The following is a 20,914-nucleotide window of genomic DNA, read 5'->3' as shown; positions in this document are numbered from 1 at the left end:
CAGCAATGCCAGCTTAAAGCACCTATGAAGTATCTTTCGTGTAACCTTAAAGTACCTTCTCTGTAAATACATATTTTTGGCTCGTACATTTACTTCATGTCTATTTAAACCCTAGCTATGAGCAGATGAGGAGGTTAAGGATGCAGCAGTACATGATGATTAACGAGGGCCTATGATATAGTATAAGTTTTGTTAAAAATCTGTTAAAAAACAGAAGTAAATGAATAAATCGATAAATTAGCGATTTATAAAAAATTCGACAATCACTATATGAGACAGCTCAACCGATATTTACTTTTTGCTATTTTATCGTTTTACAGCCTACAAGTCTGGAGTCAATCCCGACAAAAGGGAATTAATTTAAATACCATTGTTGAAAAAACCAATACCTTAGCTACGCAGCAACCTATTGAAAAAGTTTATCTCCATTTTGACAAACCCTATTATGCTGTGGGCGACACCATATGGTTTAAATCTTATTTGACCAGTCATCATCAACTTTCGAATCTTAGTAAGGTTGTCTACATAGAGGTGCTCAATAGCCGAGATTCCTTAATGAAAACCTCCATGATTCCCAGCAATAACGGCACGGGCAATGGAAGTCTCGTTTTAGACCCGCTTATCTATAAACAGGGGAATTATCGCATTAGAGCATATACAAAATACATGATGAATTTTGACCCGAATTATTTTTTTAATAAAAATATCATTATTGGAGACGTTTTCAATAAAAGGGTAAAAACTCACGCTAGTTTTGTTGCTGCCCCCGGAGGAAAAGCAACAACTGTTAACGGCCGAATCCGCTATACAGACGAAGAAGGGAAGCCATTAATAGATAAACGGGTTTCCTGGGAACTTATACGCGGCACAAGCAGCTTAAGCAAAGGAAGAGGTAATACTGACAAAAATGGCTATTTGCAAGTAAGTCTATCGAATGAGCAACAACAGGCTTTAAAAGACGGGATATTAAATACGTCCATTAGTTTGGACAATAACCGCTCCGTTAACACAAGTTATCAACTACGTGGGGCATTTCAGACACCGGATGTCCAATTTTTTCCGGAAGGCGGATATTTAATTGCCGATTTACCAAGTGAAGTTGCCTTCAAGGCGGTAGGAGGTGATGGATTGGGAGTGGCTATCAAAGGCAAAGTGGTAGATCAACAGGACCAGGAAGTTGCAAGCATTGAGACCCAACATCTAGGCATGGGCAAATTTAGTTTAACGCCTAAAGCGGATGCTGTATACACTGCAAAAGTTACAACCGAAAACGGTGCTACGTACAGTTATCAACTTCCGAAGGTACGACCTTTCGGAACGAGTCTGGCCGTTGATCCCTCAGACAGTTTAAACATAGCTGTGAAAATTATTTCGAATGATCTTTATCTACAACAAAATCAGAATAAAGTTTTCTCATTAGTCGCGCAAAGCGATGGTGTAATCTATTATGCAGCGCAAACCCCTTTGAACAGTGCGAGCATCAATGCCTCCGTACCAAAGAATAAATTTCCGTCAGGCATTGTACAATTCACCCTACTTTCCCCTTCCGGTATCCCTTTGAGTGAGCGACTGGTCTTTATTCAACGTGCGAACGAACTTAAACTTACATTAAGCTCCGATAAAAAAAGTTATGCAGCGAAGCAGGCCGTTCAATTACATTTAAATGCATCCACGGATAGCTCACAATCCGTTGGAACTTTTTCTGTTTCGGTTATTGACGAGTCGAAGGTTCCTTTCAACGAAAATGCAGAGACAACAATTCTTAGCAGCCTGTTGTTAACCTCAGATATCAAGGGTTATGTGGAGCAACCGAACTATTACTTCAAAAAAGTAACACCTGAAACTCGCAGCCATTTAGACATACTTATGTTGACGCAAGGGTATCGCCGTTTTGATTATAAAGATATTATCGGTGATAAAATACCTCCTGTTTCTTTCTTACCGGAACAGGGCATTGATATCACCGGCACACTCCGCCTATTAAACGGAATAGCAGTACCTAACGGCAAACTCGAATTGAGCATAGGCAATGATAAGAAGACAGTTGAAACTTACTCCGATGAACAGGGTAACTTCAAGTTTAGCAATGTTATGTTTACTGACTCGGCACAGGTCACTATCAGCGCAAGGAACAATGAGAACTATAAAAATTTAAAGATCACATTGAATGGAGACGCATTTCCTGCTATCACACCAGGTTTCACCGCACCGGACGAAATACTTAATATAGATAGTACATTAACGCCCTATCTTAAAAATAGTGCAAGGCAGTATCGAACTGAGCGGCTTTTAGAAGAAGTCGTTATTACGGAAAGAGTAGCACCAAAACCTCGCCATACGCAGTACCCGGCTTTATCAGGCTTAAGCCCGATCCCCGACCACCTGATTGACGGCGCTCGATTCACCGGTTGTAATCTGCTTATTAATTGCTTACAGACAGCCGCAATGGGTTTAACCTTTATGGACAACAACTTTTACATCACACGAGATTATAACCAAGGAAATCGGACACCGGTACAGGTGTTTTTAAATGGAATGGCCATTGATGTGAATGGCATCAATACCGTTAGTCCGGCAGAGGTGGAGTCAGTGGAGATATTTTTACGTGATGATCTGGGCACCGTAAACAGAACCTACCAAAGCAATGGCGTATTGGTGATCAACACGAAAAAGAAACCACAAGGTACGCGCATCAGCAAGGCTGAATTGGAAAATCTTTTGCCAAAATCTAACATCGTAACGATTACACCTTTAGGCTACCAAGCTGAACGCAGCTTTTACCTACCGAAATATACGGCAACCAGTACTCCCGGAATCGATTGGCGTACCACCGTTTATTGGAATCCGGATGTTATTACCGATAGTCAAGGGAAAGCGAGTTTCCAATTCTATAATGCTAGCGGCCTAGGCACTTATAAAGCTGTGGTAGAAGGAATCGATGAGAACGGCAATATCGGGCGGGCTGTTTATCGTTACAAGGTGGAATAAAAACAATCGTCAATGTGATAACCGCACAAAGTGGGTTCATAACCTTGCGATTACAATTAGCGAGTAGTTAGCCAATATGCAAATGTTGTATTGGCTAACGTTCTCTTTTTTTTCCGATTAAAAGTAAACCACATACACCTGCACAGGTAGCTAGCCCGTAGATTAGAAAAACCAATATACTGGGTAATTCGGGATGCAGCATCATGTAAATAATTCCAATAAAAGATATAAACCCGGAAACCATCGCGATCAGTGGTAACGATTTTTTCATACTTAGTAGTCTTCGATATTCAAAGCTAGGTAAAATCTTTTTAACAGCGTCCATTCTTTAATTTTATCGCCACATAAAAATGACAAAGTGTGTATAGATAAGCTGTGTTAATGACTTGCAAATGAAGGGCATTTTATCTATGTTTGTGCCCTTAAATGAAGAGATCTTAAAATGGGTAACAACCAGCTAAATCCCTCTTAAACAGCTTTATGCTCTGTTACTTAGATTGAAACTGCGTCTATAATTCATACATGAATGAACTTAAACATAAATTTTCAAGAGAAATTTGAGGAACGCCATATTGCGCCGAATAAGCAAGATGTTCCTGAGATGCTTAAAACTATTGGCGTTAATAGCATCGATCAGTTGATTGATGAAACCGTTCCAACTAAAATTCGTTTAAAAAGTCCCTTAAGCTTACCACCGGCTTTAACTGAAACGGGATATTTACAACGATTGAAGCAAATTGCTTCTAAAAACAAAGTGTTCAAATCTTACATCGGCCAAGGATATTACGATGTGATTACACCCAGTGTTATTTTGCGAAATGTATTTGAAAATCCAGGCTGGTATACACAATACACACCTTACCAAGCTGAAATAGCACAAGGCCGATTACAGGCTTTATTAAATTTCCAAACGGTTATCATTGACCTTACCGGTATGGAAATAGCGAACGCATCCTTATTAGACGAGGCAACTGCTGCTGCAGAAGCGATGTTTATGCAGTATAGCCTACGTAAAAATAAAGATGCCGATACTTTTTTTGTATCAGAGAATGTTTTTCCACAAACCTTAGATGTATTAAGGACACGTTCCGTTTCTTACGGCATCAAACTTTTAGTTGGTGATCATACTTCGATCGAATTTAATGAAAATATCTTTGGAGCTTTAGTCCAATATCCGGCCGGCGACGGTAAGGTATTTGATTACCGCAGCTTTGCTGAAAAGGTTCATGCACATCAAGCAACTTTGAGTGTTGCGGCCGACCTGATGAGCCTTACCTTGCTAACGCCACCGGGAGAATGGGGAGCAGACATTGTGGTTGGTTCCTCGCAACGCTTTGGTGTCCCTATGGGTTTTGGCGGTCCTCATGCAGCTTTCTTTGCAACAAAGGACGCTTATAAACGTAATATTCCGGGCAGGATTATTGGGGTCACCATCGACTCATCGGGGAATTACGCGCTGCGAATGGCTTTACAAACACGTGAACAGCATATTCGAAGGGACAAAGCTTCCTCTAATATTTGTACGGCGCAGGCGCTTCTTGCTATTATGGCGGGGTTTTACGCCACCTATCACGGACCACAAGGCTTACGCGCTATTGCAGAAAGAATTCATGGACTAGCCGTGCTTTTGTCTAATACGCTTACATCGCTTGGCTATAGACAAGAGAATGAGGCCTATTTTGACACCCTAACCTTCCATCTTGGTGATTTATGTAATCCGTTACATGCAGAAGCGCTGAACCATGAAATGAACTTTCACTACCAAGGCGAAACCGTCCATATTTCATTAGATGAGACCACCAGCTTGGAGGATATCAAAGAAATTGTTCGTGTTTTTGCGAAGGTAAAAGCAAAAAATTTGGCGGATGTTGAATTCAAAACATCAGCACTGGAAAGCGTAATCCCAACCGCGCTGCAACGTACCTCGGCCTATTTAACGCATGAAGTGTTTAACACGCACCATGCTGAGCACGAAATGCTACGCTACATCAAATCGCTCGAAGCTAGAGATTTATCGCTCTGCCATTCGATGATTCCACTGGGATCTTGTACGATGAAGTTAAACGCTACAACCGAAATGATACCTGTATCTTGGGAGTCGTTCAATAGAGTACATCCTTTTGCCCCCATCGATCAGGTTGGTGGTTATATGCAAATGCTTGACGAGCTAAACCGGTGGCTTTCTGCCATCACCGGCTTTGCTAAAATGAGTTTTCAGCCCAATTCCGGTGCACAAGGTGAGTATGCAGGTCTCATGGTTATTAGAGCATACCATGAAGACCGAGGCGACCATCACCGCAACGTCGTGCTCATTCCATCGTCTGCACATGGTACCAACCCGGCCTCTGCTTCGATGGCCGGCATGAAAATCGTTGTTGTAAACTGTGATGAGCGTGGTAATATTGATGTGGCCGATTTGCAATCCAAGGCTGAACTGCATAAGGATAATTTAAGTTGTTTGATGGTTACCTACCCATCTACCCATGGGGTATTTGAAGAATCGATTATCGATATTTGCCAGGTTATCCATGCAAATGGCGGTCAGGTATATATGGATGGTGCCAACATGAACGCGCAGGTTGGTTTAACAAGTCCTGCAAGTATCGGCGCAGATGTTTGCCACCTCAATCTTCATAAGACTTTTTGTATTCCGCACGGTGGTGGTGGCCCCGGGATGGGACCTATTGGTGTTGCCGAGCATTTAGTACCCTTCTTACCTGGCCATGAAGTGGTTAATATTAATGAAGGCAAGTCTATCTCTGCCGTTGCAGCAGCACCGTTTGGATCAGCTTCTATTTTACTTATCTCGCATGCTTATATCGCGATGATGGGTGCCGACGGCCTAACCAATGCTACTAAATTTGCTATTCTTAATGCCAATTATATTAAGGCTAGGCTTGAACACGATTATAAAATATTGTATGCAGGCGCTAGTGGCCGATGTGCCCATGAAATGATTCTCGACTGTCGAAGCTTCAAGAGTTATGGTGTTGAAGTAGGCGATATTGCTAAACGCTTAATGGACTACGGCTTCCATGCACCAACGGTGTCTTTCCCTGTTGCCGGTACGCTTATGGTAGAACCGACAGAATCGGAGCCAAAAGCAGAATTAGATCGTTTTTGCGATGCGCTTTTGGCTATCAGAAGGGAGATTGCTGCCATTGAGTCGGGAGCGGTGGATAAAAACGAAAATGTATTAAAGCATGCGCCACATACTTTGGCAGTAGTTAGTGCCAATGAATGGAATAGACCTTATACAAGGGAAGAAGCCGCATATCCTCTCCCATATGTTGCTGCACATAAATTTTGGCCCGCAGTAGGAAGAGTGAATGATTCTTACGGTGACCGCTCTTTAGTATGTTCTTGCCCGCCTTTAAGTGAATATGAGGAGGCAGCCGCGAGCTATTAGGAGGTAAGCGGTTAGGTATTAGCTATTAGTTGTTCGCTAATGGCTAATACCTAAATGCTAACAGCTAATTAAACCGTTTTCACAAAACGTTCGTCGTAATTTTCTATATCAATAATATAATGGTTTTGAATGAGGAAATCAAAGAGTGGTTTGGCTTCAGGAGATACCGGCATATTTTGAGTAGTTATGATTTCATTGTTTTTTCTATCTAGATAAGGATAAACATACAGCTTTACGTTTTTACTGAACATGCCACTCACGTAGGCTAACAACTCATCAGCATAACTTTCACCGTAGTTTTTGGAGTTGAAGATATTACGGAGATTGGAAATATTGGTAGAAATACCGACATTGTTTGGTTTAAACTGGGCAAGGAATTCAGCCAATTTATGATTTCTCGTGAAATTAGACACCAGAATATGATTCCCCGTAGCACATAGTTCTTCAGCTCGCTTAGCGAAATATTCCAAATCTTCGTTACTCAGGACGGGATGATCCTCCAACGCGTTTGACATCAGCACCTCAATCATAACAAGAAGATTTTTATCCTTGATTCCCAGGTTGCGCTTAAACTGATCAACAGCCAAATTGAATAAATCAAAATTTGGATTGGATTTCTGTTTATATTTTGTTCTCAGAATAATAACATCCTTTTTGTAAAGAAAGTCTTTTGCCTGATGTGCATGCCCCTCTTCATCGAAGATTGCAGCCCGTGAGAAGCCTTTAGCGATGAGGTACAAATTAACCAGCCGTTCACTCACATTTTTAAATGCAGATCCATTCAGCTTAACTAAGTCGATTTCAACCGATCCCGCAGCTAAATTGTCCACCAGGCTTTCAATCATCGTTTGTACATCATGAATATAAAAATAAGCCGCGAATACAAGATTAACACCTAATACCCCTAAAACTTTTTGTTGCAATGAAGCGTCGCTATCTAAGAGGCGTACATGAAAAATAATATCATTTGGCTCCCCTCCTACTTCCGATTGAAAGCGAAGTCCAATCCACCCATGTGGATCGTTCGTTTTACTAAAATTCAAGGTAGTTACCGTATCGGCAAAGGCAAAGAACTTACGGTTCTGATATTTAGGCCCTTTCAGTCGATCGGTAAGCAGCTGGTATTCATGATCGAGCATCTTCTCCAAACGCGAACTACTCACATAGCGTCCGTTTGCCTCAGCGCCATAAATGGCATCGCTAAAAGCCATATCGTATGCACTCATAGTTTTAGCGATGGTTCCCGACGCCGCTCCAGCGGTGAAAAAATTTCGTGCTACTTCCTGTCCGGCACCTATTTCCGCAAAAGTGCCGTAGATCTGTTCACTTAAATTAATTTTTAGCGCTTTACGCTTATTTTCCAAAATCTCTCTTGCCATGGGGCAAAGGTAAAGATTTAGTTAAGAGTTCTAAACGATGAATGAGGAGTTTTTTACAACTCATAAAGCGCATAAAAGAGTGCTGCCGTATGAAGCGCTTGGCCAATCTTATTTTCTTTTAGCAACCTTTTGACGTCATCAACTGAATAAAGCAAAATCTCAATTTCTTCCTGATCATCCAAAGCCTGTTCTTTCACCTTCACACCACCCTTAGCCACATAAGTTGTCGTAATATTAGTGCTCGTTGCAGGGTTAGGATACAAATCCACGAGTTTTTCCATTGTCGTGAAAGCGTAGCCGGTTTCTTCCAGCATTTCGCGTTTAGCAGCAGTCAGTGCATCTTCACCTTCATCAATGACTCCTCCCGGTATTTCCAAAAACTCTTTACCAGCGCCATGGCGATATTGCCTTACTAAGATTATTTCGTTTCTTTCAGTAAATGCTACCACATTTACCCAATTCGGATATTCCAATACATAATATTCCGGCACGATATGGCCATTAGGCATTTCGCACGAATCTTTTCTTAAGACGGCCCAAGGGGCCTTTACTAAATATTCGGATGTTAGGGTTTTCCACTTCATGTGTTTAAGATAGATGGGAGGCGTATTAGTTTTGAATTTCTTTTAACCGTTGTAAGCAGTTTTTTAGGCTATCCCGCCAATTCGGTATAACCAAATTGAATTGCTTTTTTATTTTTGATTTATCCATTACAGAATACGCCGGACGCTTCGCTTTTGTAGGAAAATCAGCAGTTTTAATCGGAAACAGGCGGATATTGGTATTGCTCAATTCAAAAACGGCATAGGCGAAATCGTACCAACTTGCAACTCCCTCATTGCTATAATGATAAAGACCGTATTCATCTTCTGTAATATTGTTATCAATAATTTTGCATAAGACTTCGGCCAAGTCGCGTGCATAAGTAGGAGTTCCGACCTGATCTGCCACTACCTTGAGTTCCTCGCGATCTTGAGCGAGTCGCAGCATCGTTTTAACAAAGTTATTGGCATACTCAGAATATAACCAGCTTGTACGGATAATAATATGCTTATTCCATATTTGCTGAATGGTCGTTTCGCCATCTAACTTAGTTTGTCCATAAACACCGGTCGGATTGGCAATACTCGTTTCCTCTAACAGACCCGTTTGATTACCTTCAAACACGAAATCAGTAGAAATATGAATTAAAATTGCATCGAAGCGTTTGCATAACCCGGCCAGGATACCCGGTGCTATCGTATTGATTTTACTTGCTTCCTCTTTTTCATCTTCCGCTTTATCAACGGCGGTATAGGCCGCACAGTTGATAATATGACTGGGGTTATACTGAATGAACCATTGCTCCAATTGAGCTTCATTACTAATATCGGCCTCTTTCGATGATAAAAAAACCATGGCCTTATCTTCGCAAACGGATTGCAAGCACTGCCCCAGTTGCCCCTGGCCTCCTAGTACTATAATTTTACTCATTTTTTTATTGACAATTAAACCTGTATCTCTTCTTCGATCATTATACGTATAAAGAGATAACTATTTAGTCATTACTACGGGTTTTATAAAACCATTTTCGTCAAAATACATTCTATCTATACAGGTAACGCGATGGTGGGCACTCGTTTCTCCTAAAGGACGACGGTGGTAAACGATGTACCACTCGTCTTTTCCTTTTCCTTGTATGATGGAATGATGTCCTGCGCCTGTAGCAATAGCGGGGTCCTGCTGTAAAATTGTTCCGATTCGTCTGAAAGGGCCGAAAGGCGAATCGGCTATCGCGTATGCTACTTTATAGTCGGGCCCGGTCCATCCACCTTCCGACCACATAAAATAGTATTTTCCATTTCTGACGAACATAAAGGGCCCTTCGACATAGCCTTCCGGTGTTACTTCCCTATAGGTAGTGCCATCTTCAAAAGGAGCAATCCCGGTAAAATCATCTTTTAATTTTACCACATTGCAATGCCCCCATCCCCCATAGTACATATAATAAGTTCCATCAGTATCTTTAAAGACGAATTGATCGATTGGTTGAGCGCCATTCACGATTTCATTGATTAGGGGTTTGCCGAGTAAATCGCGATAAGGGCCCTGTGGTTTTTCAGCCTCCGCCACACCAATTCCACCAACTTCGCCTTCATGAACATCATTTGCGCCAAAAAACAGGTAATATTTTTTATCCTTCATTAAAACAGCTGGCGCCCACATTGCCTTTTTTGCCCACTTTACCGCAGCAGTGTCAATTATTCCGGCGTGTTTTTTCCAATTTTTCAAATCTTTGGATGAGAACGCGTCCATAAACACCTGTTCTTCGTAAGGCGCTGAATAAGTTGGAAAAATCCAATATTCATTGCCATATCTAATACCTTCGGGATCGGCATACCAACCATCGAAAATCGGATTTGTTTGCGCTTTACCAACTGAAGCGGCTAAGAAAAAGCTTAGTAAAAGAAGTGCTGCGTAATAGCGATAAACTCGAATCATTTCAATCAATATTATCTGTTTAAGATTTCAATAAATAATGTGCCTAAAAGTAACAAATTAATGCGACTATCCTTTATATGCTAAATCGATTTTCTAATTTAAATCGGGCGGCAAAGAGTTTAAGCAGCTGAAAAAGAAAAATTTTTATTCATTTGTTTTTGTTCTTATGTTTGACTATTAACAGCATATACTACCTATGAACGTTTTTATATATAGTCTCTCTTTATTAACTATTTGTTTTACCCTCATTCCCCTTATTAAACACGAATATTGGATTTTTAGGGTTTTCGATTATCCGCGATTGCAAAAACTAGTATTGACAGCCATTTGTTTTGCACTATTACTTGGTTATTTTGACCGTTCGGTAATCTTTGACTGGATTGCACTTACCGTGATCATGATCAATGGCATTTACCTATCGTCACAAATTATGCCCTTTACGCCGCTTGCAAAAAAGCAGGTATTATATGCCAAAGGCAATATACAAGAGCAATCGGTGAGTTTAATGGTATCTAACGTTTATCAAGACAATAAAAACACTGCGGGGTGCTTAGGAGAAATAACCCGGGCTGATCCCGATGTTGTTTTATTGCTTGAAACCAACAAGCGATGGGACCTTGAGACACGCAGTTTATCCCAAGAATATCCTTATCATGTACGCGTGCCCTTAGAGAATACGTATGGCATGCTGCTATATTCCAAATTACCATTGTCAGCTACCAAGATCGGCTATTTGGTTGAAAAGGACATTCCTTCGATTCATTGCGTATTAACGCTCCGGAGTGGACTTGAGGTGCAATTATATGCTGTGCATCCTACTCCCCCTGTGCCGAATGAAAACCCACGATCTACGGAACGAGACAAAGAACTGTTGCTAATAGCAGATTTAGCTAAACGAAGCAGTAGACCGGTTATTGTCATCGGCGATCTAAATGATGTAGCATGGAGCTATACAACGGAATTATTTTTAAAAATGAGTGGATTACTCGATCCACGCCGCGGCAGGGGATTTTACAACACGTTTCATGCACATTATCCCTTTTTGCGTTTTCCACTTGATCATGCCTTTTTCTCGACAGATTTCAAACTTAGGGAGTTGAAACGACTATCGAATTTTAATTCTGATCATTTCCCTATCTTTATAAAAATACAATATGAAGCAAAGGCTTCAGAGCAACAAGAGGCTTTGATACCCGATGCCGAAGACATACAGGAAGCAACAGAGAAAAAGCAAGAGCCGACAGAAATTTAAAACGAGCGAGTTTAGTTGGTTTATCAAAAAACGATGAGGTAAGGAATGATGTTAAGAAAACACTATATGCTACAGCATGTAGAGAACGACATGAATAAACCAAGCTTATAGTTACTTGCAGTAGGCAAGCGGGTTTCATGGCCATTAAAAGACAATTTATTCTAATGAAAAAAATATTCGCATCAAGGGATACGCACGGTTTCGATTGGATCGATTTAACAGATCCTTCTATGGAAGAAATCCTGGACATAAGCAAACGATTTGCATTACATGAAACATCTATTAAAGATTGTATGCAGCCCGACCACTTACCGAAGCATGAAATCGTAGACGGCTATACCTTTATAATCGTCCGAGTATACACACAGGACCCCATGAATGACGCGGATACCATACAGGAATTAACAAATAAAATTGCCATTTTTTATACTTCCGACTATGTCATCACTGTTCATAGAACTGAACAACCTCTTATCGCCGACGTTAAAGCCAAAGCGATAGATGCAGGAGGCTGTAAGGACACCATATGCATAGTAAACCGTATTGTACGGGCGTCCTTGCTTACTTTTGAAGAGCCTAGTGTGAAGTTGGCACAGTCGTTAGATTATTTTGAAGAGAATGTTTTCCTGAAGCAGCGCAAGGCACCCGTTTTAAGAGGGCTTTATTATGTAAAACGAAAAGTCGATGTGATCAAACGTCTCTTGATCTTGTCTTATGAGATTATCGATAAAATAGATACTCCCAAACAACGAAATATCTATACCCGGGATTTACGGGATCAATATGTGCGAATGCAAAATATATACGACAATCTTTCAGAGAATACCGCACAGCTTCTATCGGCTTACTTTTCCATCGCTTCCCATAGAACAAATGAAATCATGCGCATATTAACGATCTTCTCTGTTTTTTTTATGCCATTAACGTTTATAGTAGGGATATACGGCATGAACTTCCATTATATGCCGGAACTTAACTGGCACTTAGGGTACCCAATAGTAATGCTTGTCATGGCGATTATCACCTTAGCCATTTATTTTTGGTTCAGAAAAAAAGGGTGGCTATAATTATAGATTTTTTGAAACTTCGATTAATCCGGCAGACCAGGACAAGCCAACGCCGAAACCGGCAACAATAATGGAGGCCTTTTCTTCTGTTAGATCCTCCTTGCAATAGTTTTTCAATGCAATGGGTATGGTAGAAGAAACGGTGTTTCCCCCATCACGTAAATTGATGTAGAACTTTTGAGGAGATATTGTTAAGCGTTCTCGCATCACTTTTAACATGTGGGCATTTGCTTGATGAAAAATAAACTGCCCAACGTCCTCCTTCTTTACAGCGTTGAGCGTAAGAACTTCCTCAATAAAAGGAGGCACCACAGTACTGGTGAAACGGAATATTTCGGGCCCGTTCATATAAAGATTATTTTCCGTATAAACATTGCCTCTACCATAAAGGTGCTCCACAGCTTGGCCATCAACAGGAAATCGAGTACCACCGTTCTTAACGATTAATTTATTATACCCCTTTCCGTCGGTACCAAATTTGAATTTATGGATTCCGTTGTCATCATTTGACGAAATAACGGTTGCGCTTGCCGCATCGCCAAAGATCGCTCGATTAGACCGGTCTTTCCTATTGATATATTTTGAATAGGTATCTGTTGTTACCAATAACACGTGATTGGCTTGGCCGCTTTCTATGAAAGCTTTCGCCATACTCAAGCCATAGGTATAACCCGAGCATCCCAAATTGAAATCAAAAGCGCCCACTGTCTTATTAAGAGCCAGGCGATCCTGCAATATACAAGCCGTTGACGGCATAATATATTCGGGGCTTTGGGTACAATACAAAATATAATCGATTTTAGCCTTATTAATGCGTTTAAAAAGTTTTAGGCAAGCTTTTTCGGCTAAGTCCAAAGCGGTTTCATTTGTTCCGGCAACATACCGACTACTTATACCTATCTTATATTCAAACTTAGAAAAATCATAATCCGGAAATTCCTCACTAAGATCTTGGTTGGTAATTTTTTGTTCTGGAAAATAGTATTCTATCGCTTGTATTCTAGCACCCATAAAAGGTTTTATATTAACAAAATTTCAATAAAGAGTGCAAACCTACTCCTTTTCAGGGTATTTTCCACACAACCGACAAAGAAAATTACATAAAAGTGGCGGAGAAAAATGGCTTTAAATCAAACCCTGAAACGGTATTTGGTTCAAAAAATCAACTAAACACATCAAACAAGATATTTACAACGGATGACGTTGTTTATTTAATAAATAAGAGAGTCTTTTGTATTTTTACTATTCAATTGATCAAACGTTAGCTGATTTAAAGGGAATACGAAAACTAAACGTAGAACCTTTTCCCTCTTCACTCTCTACGTAGATGTCCCCATGTTGCAATTTAATCAGCTGGTAGCAGATATACAGGCCCAAACCGGTGCCAGGCCTTGCATTTTCCTTTCCCGCTTGATAATATTTAGTAAATAATTTGGTCTGTTGTTCTTGCGGAATGCCAATACCGGAATCTTTAATACGTACCGTAAGTTCCTGCATACCGTCTTGCTCACCTTTTTTCATTGTGCAATACACCTCCACCCCTCCAATGTCCGTATATTTAATGGCATTCCCAAGTAAATTGATGACCACCTGCTTCAGTCGAAAAGGGTCGCCATAAACCATCTCGTCCTGAGAACCGTCAAAACTAAAATTTAAGGATATATTTTTCTTAATGGCTATGAAGCGCATGGTTTCTACCGTTTCCTTAATTTCATGAAATGGAGTAAAAGAAACAACTTTAAGTACTTCTGACTGTTGGCTTTCAACTTTAGTCATATCCAAAATATCATTCACGGTATCCATTAACATATCTGAAGAAGCTTTTATTGAGCTTACCATACGGTTCTGCTCAGCGGTCAGCGGTGTATTTTTCATCAAATAAACGAACCCGGTTATCGCTGTCAACGGATTTCGAATTTCATGGCTCATTGTAGCAAGCATTTCCGATTTCTGTTCCGCAAGCGCAATAGCACGAGCGTTTTCAACTTTATACTGATCTTCTGCTTTAGCAGCTTTTTTGATATAGAACAAAAGAAGCGCAACAAAAATCAGCACCATGATAGTGGCAGTAATCGTAAAACTGTCTAAATCATCAACAGCTTCTTCATATTGAGCTAAGGTTTCCCGTTGATTTCTTTCCCAAGTCAATAAGTAATTATCTTTGATTTGATCGATAAGCTGCCGTAATTGTATGATGAGTGATAAATTCGAAGATATGAGCTGTTGTTGAGATTGAGCAAGTAATGTATGTTCTTTGCTTAACCTTTCCAAGAGCTGTTGCTGCCCTTTTTCATTCTGAATCTGCAACTCTCTTGCAATCGAATCCCGCACAGCATTTTCCCGCGCAACGAGTAGTAACTTTGTACGAAGTGTATCTGAACCAGGGGAGAAAACTTGCCTTAAACGTTTTAAGAACCCTTTTTTCTTGACCGCTGACGCCACTTCCCTTATGATGGTATCTTGCTCTGCATTTCGGCGTATTTGTCTTCTTTCCTTAGCTATCCTAACTTTGCTGTTCCCAAAAATATTTTCATCCGTACTTTTTATCAGTAAAGAGTCGAAACTTTTCTTTAGCGCGAAAACTTTGAGCGAAAGATCCAGCTTTCCATCCACATATTTTTTAAATTCTCTTTCGTCCAATGAATTGCCTAGACTGTCCGCCAATATTGGATATTCGTGCAAAATAGTATCGATTTTAGCAAAGACGCTCAATACTTTTCGTTGATACTCATCGAGTTTATCACCATAGCCGTAAAGACTAGCTTGCTGAAAGTCATTTTCGGCGCTACTTAGCTCCAGTAAGACATTACTTATTTCGCCTGTTTCGGGAGGTGCTTTAAGTTTTACGCTTAAATAAGCCAGCTTCTCTGCAATGGAGTGTCTTAAAAGAAGCGAACCGGCCGTGAGTAAAAACACAAATATTAAGAAGACAAATAGTAGTCTTTGTAGAATACCGGAAGTCTTCTCTCGTTTTCTTTGCACCTTAAACTTCATAGATCATCATTCTATTTATCCCCTTCTTTTCTGCCACCTATAATGACGCATTCCCGTATACCAACCTACAACATACTACTCCCCATATGATCCAAATCGTTAACGGGTCTCCTGTTTACCAATCCTAATCTTATTTTAATCTGTATCTAATATTAGACAGGTTAACTTTGCAAAGTTAAACTAAAAAATATATTATGCTTTATTCAATATTACTAGGTGTCATTGGCGGGCCTGAATTGGGTGTCATTGTTATTGCATTGTTATTGCTCTTCGGCGGCAAGAAAATCCCCGAACTGATGCGTGGATTGGGGCAAGGCGTACGTGCCTTTAAAGAAGGACAATATGATGAAAAGCCAACACCCGAGCCTGCAAATAAGGAGGAATCAGCTTCTAAATAAAAGTGTAGCCATGAGATTGAACGACTCTTCTATCGCAGCAAACTGCTTGTTCTTTGATTCTATCAAGTCTTGTTTCGGAACTTTGATCGCTTTTAGATATTGATCATAGAGACTTTCAATGGCTACAACATTTTGCAGATTCTCCACCCCCCAAGTACCGAGATAGCTATTTAGCTTTTTAACATTTATTCCGACGTAAGGAACCGCATAACTCATGGCTGTTATGGCGCCGTGTAAACTGGTACCGATGTAACATTGCGCATTGGCAATTAAATACATAATGTCCCAAATAGTAACGTCGTTAAAAAATTGAGCATCGCCGTCCAAATGAGGGAAAATCAATTGCAAAGCTTCGTCATCATTATGATTTGATGCTTTTCCTATCGGGCATAAACAGATGTCTGCCCCGGTTTCATGGTGAATAGCATTTAGAAGTGCAGCTATTTTTTCCTCTTTTTGTTTTGCGTGATTTCGATTAATCTGAAAAAACACATATTTCCCTTTTTTTAACGCCACAAAATGCCGCACATCAATATTTACCAATTCGTCCAGGTGTTCAATAGCGTAAAATTTAGACATAAGGATAGCCGAATCAGGGTATAATTTCGTCTCGACTCCCTTATTTTTCAGATTTTTCCGGGTAATGGTGTCTCGCACGGAAAAATAGTCGACATTCTTTAGTTTCTGCTGTAAGCCCTCTATTTTAGTGAAAATTTGCTCTGGTATTTCCGAGCCACCCAGTGAATTGAACAAGACGTGATCAACGCTCTTAAAATCTGTTTTATTGAACACAAAAGGAAGCACCGTTTGTCCTTTCAATTTGCGTTTCGCCCATTTATTAAGGTCAATAAACTTCTCTAAATGATGCTGGTAACGCCTTATTAACCGATACCTTTCATTCAAAGCCACCAACAAAGAATTCCAAGTGACTGCGATAGCCTCGCCTCCCGCAACGATGATATTGGCTCTTTCATTGTTCGCATTACACGCACGATAAAATGCCTGTATATCTTGAGTCGGTTTTCCTCCCAAATCGCTTAAATCGCTTTCTATCATTCCAAAATATCCGATATCTAGCGGGTGTCCATATGTTTTTAATTGTTGCTCGATGATAATCGGGAATAATAAATCGCCGTAGTTAAATCGGTCAAAAGCCCCTATAATTAATATTTTATTCATTTGTTAGCAATTTAGCCGGTTATTTTCTGTTTTATCTTGTCCATAAAATTACGCATCAATATTTTTTCATCTGCACATAAACCGAAAAAATAGATGCTCAATCCAAAAACAAATCCCGTGAGCGGGATCGTAATTAAAAATCGATAATGATAATGGATATATTTTGTTGCCAATACGCCTACGAGTAAAACTATTATTAACGGAATAACTTCCCGATAGACTACTCTTGACAAGTAAGTGCGAATGGATAAGCCTCCTAAATGTCTTAAAAAGAACATTCGTAGCACACAGGCTATGAATTCAACAACGGCATAACTTATGATGACAGCATATACCGGGTAATGAAGTGAGAGTAAAATATAAGCAATTGGCAAATTTAATAGCAACGTAGTACCTACCACTATCTGATAATATTTAATATTGCCAATAGCTTGTGCTGCCGATTGCAAACCGATTGTTAATTGATTGATCAGGGTAGCTATGAGAATAAGCTGACAGAAAACGACCGTATGTGGTGGTACATTTTTCAACCAAAGTTTCAGGATCGCTTCCATTTCAAAACAAGCCGGAACGGCAATAACCGCGAGCAAGAAAAAGCCGAATTTGCTGGCCATCATAGCCAGACGTAACATTCTCGGCCGATCATTGGCCCCTTCGCTTTTCATAATTTGAGGATTGAGTGCTCGCAGTAAGGTTGCGGAAAAAAAGTTAAGTTGGGCCGCTACTTGATTAGCGATCCCATACGCTGCATTGATAACGGCCCCTAAAAATATATTCAAGAGGATGGCTAGACCCTGTGTTCTTCCTAGCCCACATAGTGTACCCAATAGATTCCATCCGGCGAAAGTGGACAACTCCTTTAATAATGGCTTATCAGCTTGTACTGTAATTCCACTTAAAGAACAATCAGCATACTTTCGTAAACAATAAAAAGCATAAAGTAAGAAACTGACAACACTAACGAGAGCGGTAAGTGCCCCGTAAACCATTAGTCTGTCATAAGAAAGCACTGTTAATAATAAGGCAATCCCCAACTTCAATAATGTTTCTATTACATTCACGACAGCCACCCAGATCATGTTCTCATGAGCAATTAAAGCCCCATTAAAAGGAACAACCACTACATTAAAAAAAACGGTGGCCGCCATAAAATGATAGACAAAGCGTGTTGCTTCCAGTCTATTCGCCGGAATATTCAATGTTCCGTTAAACAAGAACAAACCCGCGATTTCCAGAGCGGCTACGATAATAATAGCAATTACAATATGTAATAGCATACTATTACTAAACACACGTTTTTGCATCGCTAAGTCGCCCGCCCCTTGGTAAAATGACAAAAAACGCTGTGTAGATGAGGCCATGGTGGTATTGAGGAAGGACAGCATCAATACAATACCCGCAACCAAGTTAAACAAGCCGTAATCAGTACTTCCAAGTATATTTAGTACTATTCTTGTCGTATAGAGCGTTATGCCGGTAGTAACCAACATTCGTAGGTAAAGTATGGATGTATTAAGAGCTACTCTATTCGCTGCACGCATTTGTTAGTTTTAGTTACCTTTGTGTTGGCCTTAGAAGATATATAGTCAAACCCTTCGTCTCCTTTTCAAGCTACGAAATTAATAACACGGCCATACCTATATAAAAATCGTGCCGTTCCTCTTTAAAAATTGAACTATTGGACTGAAAATTGTTAGTTAAGGGAAAACGTTATACATCCATGGTTGAATTTTCCATTTGCATACCTGCTTATAAAAGCCGATACCTACAATCGTGTATAGAAAGTATTTTGCAACAAACCATCGATAACTTTGAGTTGATTATATTGAACGACTGTTCCCCCGAACCTGTAGATCTTATCGTGCAACAATTTGAGGACAATCGGATACATTATTACCGCAATGACAAAAATGTCGGAGCCATTAATCTCGTTGACAATTGGAATAAGTGTTTATCGCTAGCCAAGGGAAAGTATCTGATGATTATGGGCGATGATGATGAATTAGAGCCGGATTATTTGCAGGAGTTCTCGAAACTTATTCAACAATATCCAACATTAAATGTATATCATTGTCGAAGCAAAATAATCAACGACGAAGGTGAAACCATGATGCTAACACCGGCACATCCGTCGTTTGAAAACGTATATGATAGCATTTGGCACCGCTTGGCTCAGTATCGTTCAAACTACATTTCTGACTTTGTATATCGCGTTGAACCACTTAGAAAGCAAGATGGATTTTATAAGCTCCCCCTTGCCTGGGGTTCGGACGATATAACAGCTTTTATGGCTACGGGACAACTCGGTATTGCACATACTAATAAGGCTGTTTTCCGATACAGAAGTAACGCTTTGTCCATCACCTCAACGGGAAATAACTTACATAAAATGGAGGCAAACATCGGCTATGCGAACTGGTTAAGAGCATTTCTTAGTGAAAAACCAGCTAATGAAGAGGCTCTTGTTATTCACAGGTATCTTGTGAAGAAGCAAGATTATCTCATGAGCAAAAGAAAAATTTTCACGATGGCGCTATCCATGCGCTATTCCCTATTTGGCAATTTTTGGCTGTGGCTCAAACACCGTCGCGTGTTTGACATACAAATAAAGGATATTTTTATTGCCGCAGTAAAGAGTATAAATTTAAGAGAAACGAAATAGTGAAGATTGTATTCAACCCGCCGGATAATAAAGAAAATCAATATATCAGCTTAATGGTCGCCCCATTACGTGAATCGGGTTTTGAGATCTACCCGTTGGACAGTTTCTTTTCGTCATATAAGCATTTCAAATCAATTGATCTAGTGCATCTTAACTGGTTCGAAAATGTTGATGACAGCAGTTTTTTTGTCGCTTTTCGGAGTTTTTTCCGAAAAATGATTGTACTTCTAGCGATTAAATTATTTAGAAAGCCGCTCATATGGACCATGCATAATCGAAGTTCGCATGAAAAAGGCCTTCGTTTCTTTAGTCGCACCCTTACTGCCCTGCTTGTCAAATGGGCCGACCGCATCATTATTCATAGCCATGCCTCAGCCAGTATATTAGCACAACGCGATAGACAAACCACTGCCAAAATCATATACATACCCCATCCAAACTTTATTAACGTATATGGACCTATTCAACCGGGCCCGGAAGATTCCAACTTATTAAAGTTGCTTTTTATGGGAGTCGTTAAGCCTTATAAAAACATTGAATTGTTGATTAAATTAGCAAGGGAATTTAACAAGGAATTACAATTGACCATAGCTGGAAAGCCTTCGACAGATAAATACAGACAAGAACTGGAAAAGATGGCTACAGGTACGGATAACTTAAATCTTCAGTTACGTTTTATTGACGACGCCGAAATACCCAGCCTCTTTCGCGAAGCCGATTTATTAATATTACCCTATGATTTAGAAAGCAGTTTAAATTCGGGCACTGCTATTCTAGCATTTTCTTACGGAAAAACTGTGATTTGCCCCCTTATTGGTACAATAGCAGATATGGATGAAATGCATGCTGATATGCTTATCTATAACTATGACGACAAGCATGAGCACGAACCTATATTGAGAAAAACCATCGCCAAGGCCGTTGCGTTAAAGAAGCATAGCAATCATATTTTTAAGGAAAAAGGGGATCGATTACTTAGGTACGTGCAATATCGAAATAATAACCATCAAATCGGAGTGGATTTAATCCGTACGTATAGGGAACTTTTAACGGATAAATTCAATAAGAATACCTAATTTGATGAAAGAAAACATAAACTGTACCT

At 40.0% G+C, this 20,914-nt stretch carries 16 protein-coding genes; 7 read left to right on the top strand and 9 right to left on the bottom strand.

What is annotated here, in order from left to right:
* Nucleotides 1-270: 270 nt before the first annotated feature.
* Complete coding sequence (locus E0E36_RS12515; RefSeq protein ID WP_130856242.1) at nucleotides 271-2,988, top strand: carboxypeptidase-like regulatory domain-containing protein; 2,718 nt, start codon at nucleotides 271-273, stop codon at nucleotides 2,986-2,988.
* Between the two features lie 94 nt (nucleotides 2,989-3,082).
* On the opposite strand, the gene E0E36_RS27755 is transcribed toward E0E36_RS12515, so the two are convergent.
* Nucleotides 3,083-3,259, bottom strand: coding sequence for a hypothetical protein (locus tag E0E36_RS27755; RefSeq protein ID WP_165446977.1), 177 nt, complete (start codon nucleotides 3,257-3,259; stop codon nucleotides 3,083-3,085).
* 255 nt (nucleotides 3,260-3,514) lie between these two features.
* Here E0E36_RS27755 and gcvP point away from each other — a divergent pair, with 255 nt between their 5' ends.
* The gene (gene gcvP / locus E0E36_RS12510) at nucleotides 3,515-6,397 is read left to right on the top strand and encodes an aminomethyl-transferring glycine dehydrogenase (RefSeq protein WP_130856241.1); all 2,883 of its coding nucleotides are present in this window, start codon (nucleotides 3,515-3,517) and stop codon (nucleotides 6,395-6,397) included.
* 68 nt (nucleotides 6,398-6,465) lie between these two features.
* Here gcvP and E0E36_RS12505 read toward each other — a convergent pair whose 3' ends face one another.
* Genes E0E36_RS12505 through E0E36_RS12490 form a run of 4 tightly spaced genes read right to left on the bottom strand, consistent with a single transcriptional unit; the run spans nucleotide 6,466 to nucleotide 10,257 of the window.
* Nucleotides 6,466-7,776, bottom strand: coding sequence for a hypothetical protein (locus tag E0E36_RS12505; RefSeq protein WP_013665364.1), 1,311 nt, complete (start codon nucleotides 7,774-7,776; stop codon nucleotides 6,466-6,468).
* A gap of 53 nt (nucleotides 7,777-7,829) precedes the next feature.
* Nucleotides 7,830-8,360, bottom strand: coding sequence for an NUDIX hydrolase (locus E0E36_RS12500; protein WP_013665363.1), 531 nt, complete (start codon nucleotides 8,358-8,360; stop codon nucleotides 7,830-7,832).
* A gap of 25 nt (nucleotides 8,361-8,385) precedes the next feature.
* Complete coding sequence (gene rfbD, locus E0E36_RS12495; protein ID WP_130856240.1) at nucleotides 8,386-9,249, bottom strand: dTDP-4-dehydrorhamnose reductase; 864 nt, start codon at nucleotides 9,247-9,249, stop codon at nucleotides 8,386-8,388.
* A gap of 60 nt (nucleotides 9,250-9,309) precedes the next feature.
* Nucleotides 9,310-10,257 carry a glycoside hydrolase family 43 protein gene (locus E0E36_RS12490; RefSeq protein ID WP_130856239.1) on the bottom strand — a complete coding sequence of 316 codons (948 nt, stop codon included), beginning with the start codon at nucleotides 10,255-10,257 and terminating at the stop codon, nucleotides 9,310-9,312.
* 196 nt (nucleotides 10,258-10,453) lie between these two features.
* On the opposite strand from E0E36_RS12490, the gene E0E36_RS12485 reads away from it, so the two are divergent.
* Nucleotides 10,454-11,509, top strand: coding sequence for an endonuclease/exonuclease/phosphatase family protein (locus tag E0E36_RS12485; RefSeq protein WP_130856238.1), 1,056 nt, complete (start codon nucleotides 10,454-10,456; stop codon nucleotides 11,507-11,509).
* A 164-nt stretch (nucleotides 11,510-11,673) separates the two neighbouring features.
* Complete coding sequence (locus E0E36_RS12480) at nucleotides 11,674-12,576, top strand: magnesium transporter CorA family protein (RefSeq protein ID WP_013665359.1); 903 nt, start codon at nucleotides 11,674-11,676, stop codon at nucleotides 12,574-12,576.
* Here E0E36_RS12480 and E0E36_RS12475 read toward each other — a convergent pair whose 3' ends face one another.
* A complete protein-coding gene (locus E0E36_RS12475) occupies nucleotides 12,577-13,587 on the bottom strand; it encodes a 3-oxoacyl-ACP synthase III family protein (protein ID WP_130856237.1) in 1,011 nt (336 codons plus the stop codon). It abuts the gene before it with no gap.
* A 243-nt stretch (nucleotides 13,588-13,830) separates the two neighbouring features.
* Nucleotides 13,831-15,570 carry a sensor histidine kinase gene (locus E0E36_RS12470; protein ID WP_013665357.1) on the bottom strand — a complete coding sequence of 580 codons (1,740 nt, stop codon included), beginning with the start codon at nucleotides 15,568-15,570 and terminating at the stop codon, nucleotides 13,831-13,833.
* Nucleotides 15,571-15,764: 194 nt separating this feature from the next.
* Between E0E36_RS12470 and E0E36_RS12465 the strand changes: the two genes are divergently transcribed.
* Complete coding sequence (locus E0E36_RS12465; RefSeq protein ID WP_013665356.1) at nucleotides 15,765-15,968, top strand: Sec-independent protein translocase subunit TatA/TatB; 204 nt, start codon at nucleotides 15,765-15,767, stop codon at nucleotides 15,966-15,968.
* Here E0E36_RS12465 and E0E36_RS12460 read toward each other — a convergent pair.
* Both E0E36_RS12460 and E0E36_RS12455 read right to left on the bottom strand, forming a co-directional pair.
* Nucleotides 15,954-17,147 carry a polysaccharide pyruvyl transferase family protein gene (locus E0E36_RS12460; RefSeq protein WP_130856236.1) on the bottom strand — a complete coding sequence of 398 codons (1,194 nt, stop codon included), beginning with the start codon at nucleotides 17,145-17,147 and terminating at the stop codon, nucleotides 15,954-15,956. The two genes, E0E36_RS12465 and E0E36_RS12460, sit on opposite strands and share 15 nt — an antisense overlap.
* An 11-nt stretch (nucleotides 17,148-17,158) precedes the next feature.
* Nucleotides 17,159-18,688: an oligosaccharide flippase family protein gene (locus tag E0E36_RS12455; protein WP_130856235.1), complete on the bottom strand. Its 1,530-nt coding sequence runs from the start codon at nucleotides 18,686-18,688 to the stop codon at nucleotides 17,159-17,161.
* 179 nt (nucleotides 18,689-18,867) lie between these two features.
* On the opposite strand from E0E36_RS12455, the gene E0E36_RS12450 reads away from it, so the two are divergent.
* A complete protein-coding gene (locus E0E36_RS12450; RefSeq protein ID WP_130856234.1) occupies nucleotides 18,868-19,809 on the top strand; it encodes a glycosyltransferase family 2 protein in 942 nt (313 codons plus the stop codon).
* A complete protein-coding gene (locus tag E0E36_RS12445) occupies nucleotides 19,809-20,885 on the top strand; it encodes a glycosyltransferase (protein ID WP_130856233.1) in 1,077 nt (358 codons plus the stop codon). Before E0E36_RS12450 ends, E0E36_RS12445 begins: the two co-directional genes overlap by 1 nt.
* Nucleotides 20,886-20,914: the final 29 nt, after the last annotated feature.

Origin of the sequence: Olivibacter jilunii (genome assembly GCF_900607235.1) — a bacterium.
Classification (GTDB): Bacteria; Bacteroidota; Bacteroidia; order Sphingobacteriales; family Sphingobacteriaceae; genus Olivibacter; species Olivibacter oleidegradans.
The sequence above is the reverse complement of the archived record's forward strand: the minus strand, read 5'-3'. Positions and strand labels throughout refer to the sequence as shown.

Bases quoted from the DNA above. Each gene is read 5' to 3' on its own strand.
- E0E36_RS12515 (WP_130856242.1), top strand. From the start codon at position 271: ATGAGACAGCTCAACCGATATTTACTTTTTGCTATTTTATCGTTTTAC.
- E0E36_RS27755 (WP_165446977.1), bottom strand. From the start codon at position 3,259: ATGAAAAAATCGTTACCACTGATCGCGATGGTTTCCGGGTTTATATCT.
- gcvP (WP_130856241.1), top strand. From the start codon at position 3,515: ATGAACTTAAACATAAATTTTCAAGAGAAATTTGAGGAACGCCATATT.
- E0E36_RS12505 (WP_013665364.1), bottom strand. From the start codon at position 7,776: ATGGCAAGAGAGATTTTGGAAAATAAGCGTAAAGCGCTAAAAATTAAT.
- E0E36_RS12500 (WP_013665363.1), bottom strand. From the start codon at position 8,360: ATGAAGTGGAAAACCCTAACATCCGAATATTTAGTAAAGGCCCCTTGG.
- rfbD (WP_130856240.1), bottom strand. From the start codon at position 9,249: ATGAGTAAAATTATAGTACTAGGAGGCCAGGGGCAACTGGGGCAGTGC.
- E0E36_RS12490 (WP_130856239.1), bottom strand. From the start codon at position 10,257: ATGATTCGAGTTTATCGCTATTACGCAGCACTTCTTTTACTAAGCTTT.
- E0E36_RS12485 (WP_130856238.1), top strand. From the start codon at position 10,454: ATGAACGTTTTTATATATAGTCTCTCTTTATTAACTATTTGTTTTACC.
- E0E36_RS12480 (WP_013665359.1), top strand. From the start codon at position 11,674: ATGAAAAAAATATTCGCATCAAGGGATACGCACGGTTTCGATTGGATC.
- E0E36_RS12475 (WP_130856237.1), bottom strand. From the start codon at position 13,587: ATGGGTGCTAGAATACAAGCGATAGAATACTATTTTCCAGAACAAAAA.
- E0E36_RS12470 (WP_013665357.1), bottom strand. From the start codon at position 15,570: ATGAAGTTTAAGGTGCAAAGAAAACGAGAGAAGACTTCCGGTATTCTA.
- E0E36_RS12465 (WP_013665356.1), top strand. From the start codon at position 15,765: ATGCTTTATTCAATATTACTAGGTGTCATTGGCGGGCCTGAATTGGGT.
- E0E36_RS12460 (WP_130856236.1), bottom strand. From the start codon at position 17,147: ATGAATAAAATATTAATTATAGGGGCTTTTGACCGATTTAACTACGGC.
- E0E36_RS12455 (WP_130856235.1), bottom strand. From the start codon at position 18,688: ATGCGTGCAGCGAATAGAGTAGCTCTTAATACATCCATACTTTACCTA.
- E0E36_RS12450 (WP_130856234.1), top strand. From the start codon at position 18,868: ATGGTTGAATTTTCCATTTGCATACCTGCTTATAAAAGCCGATACCTA.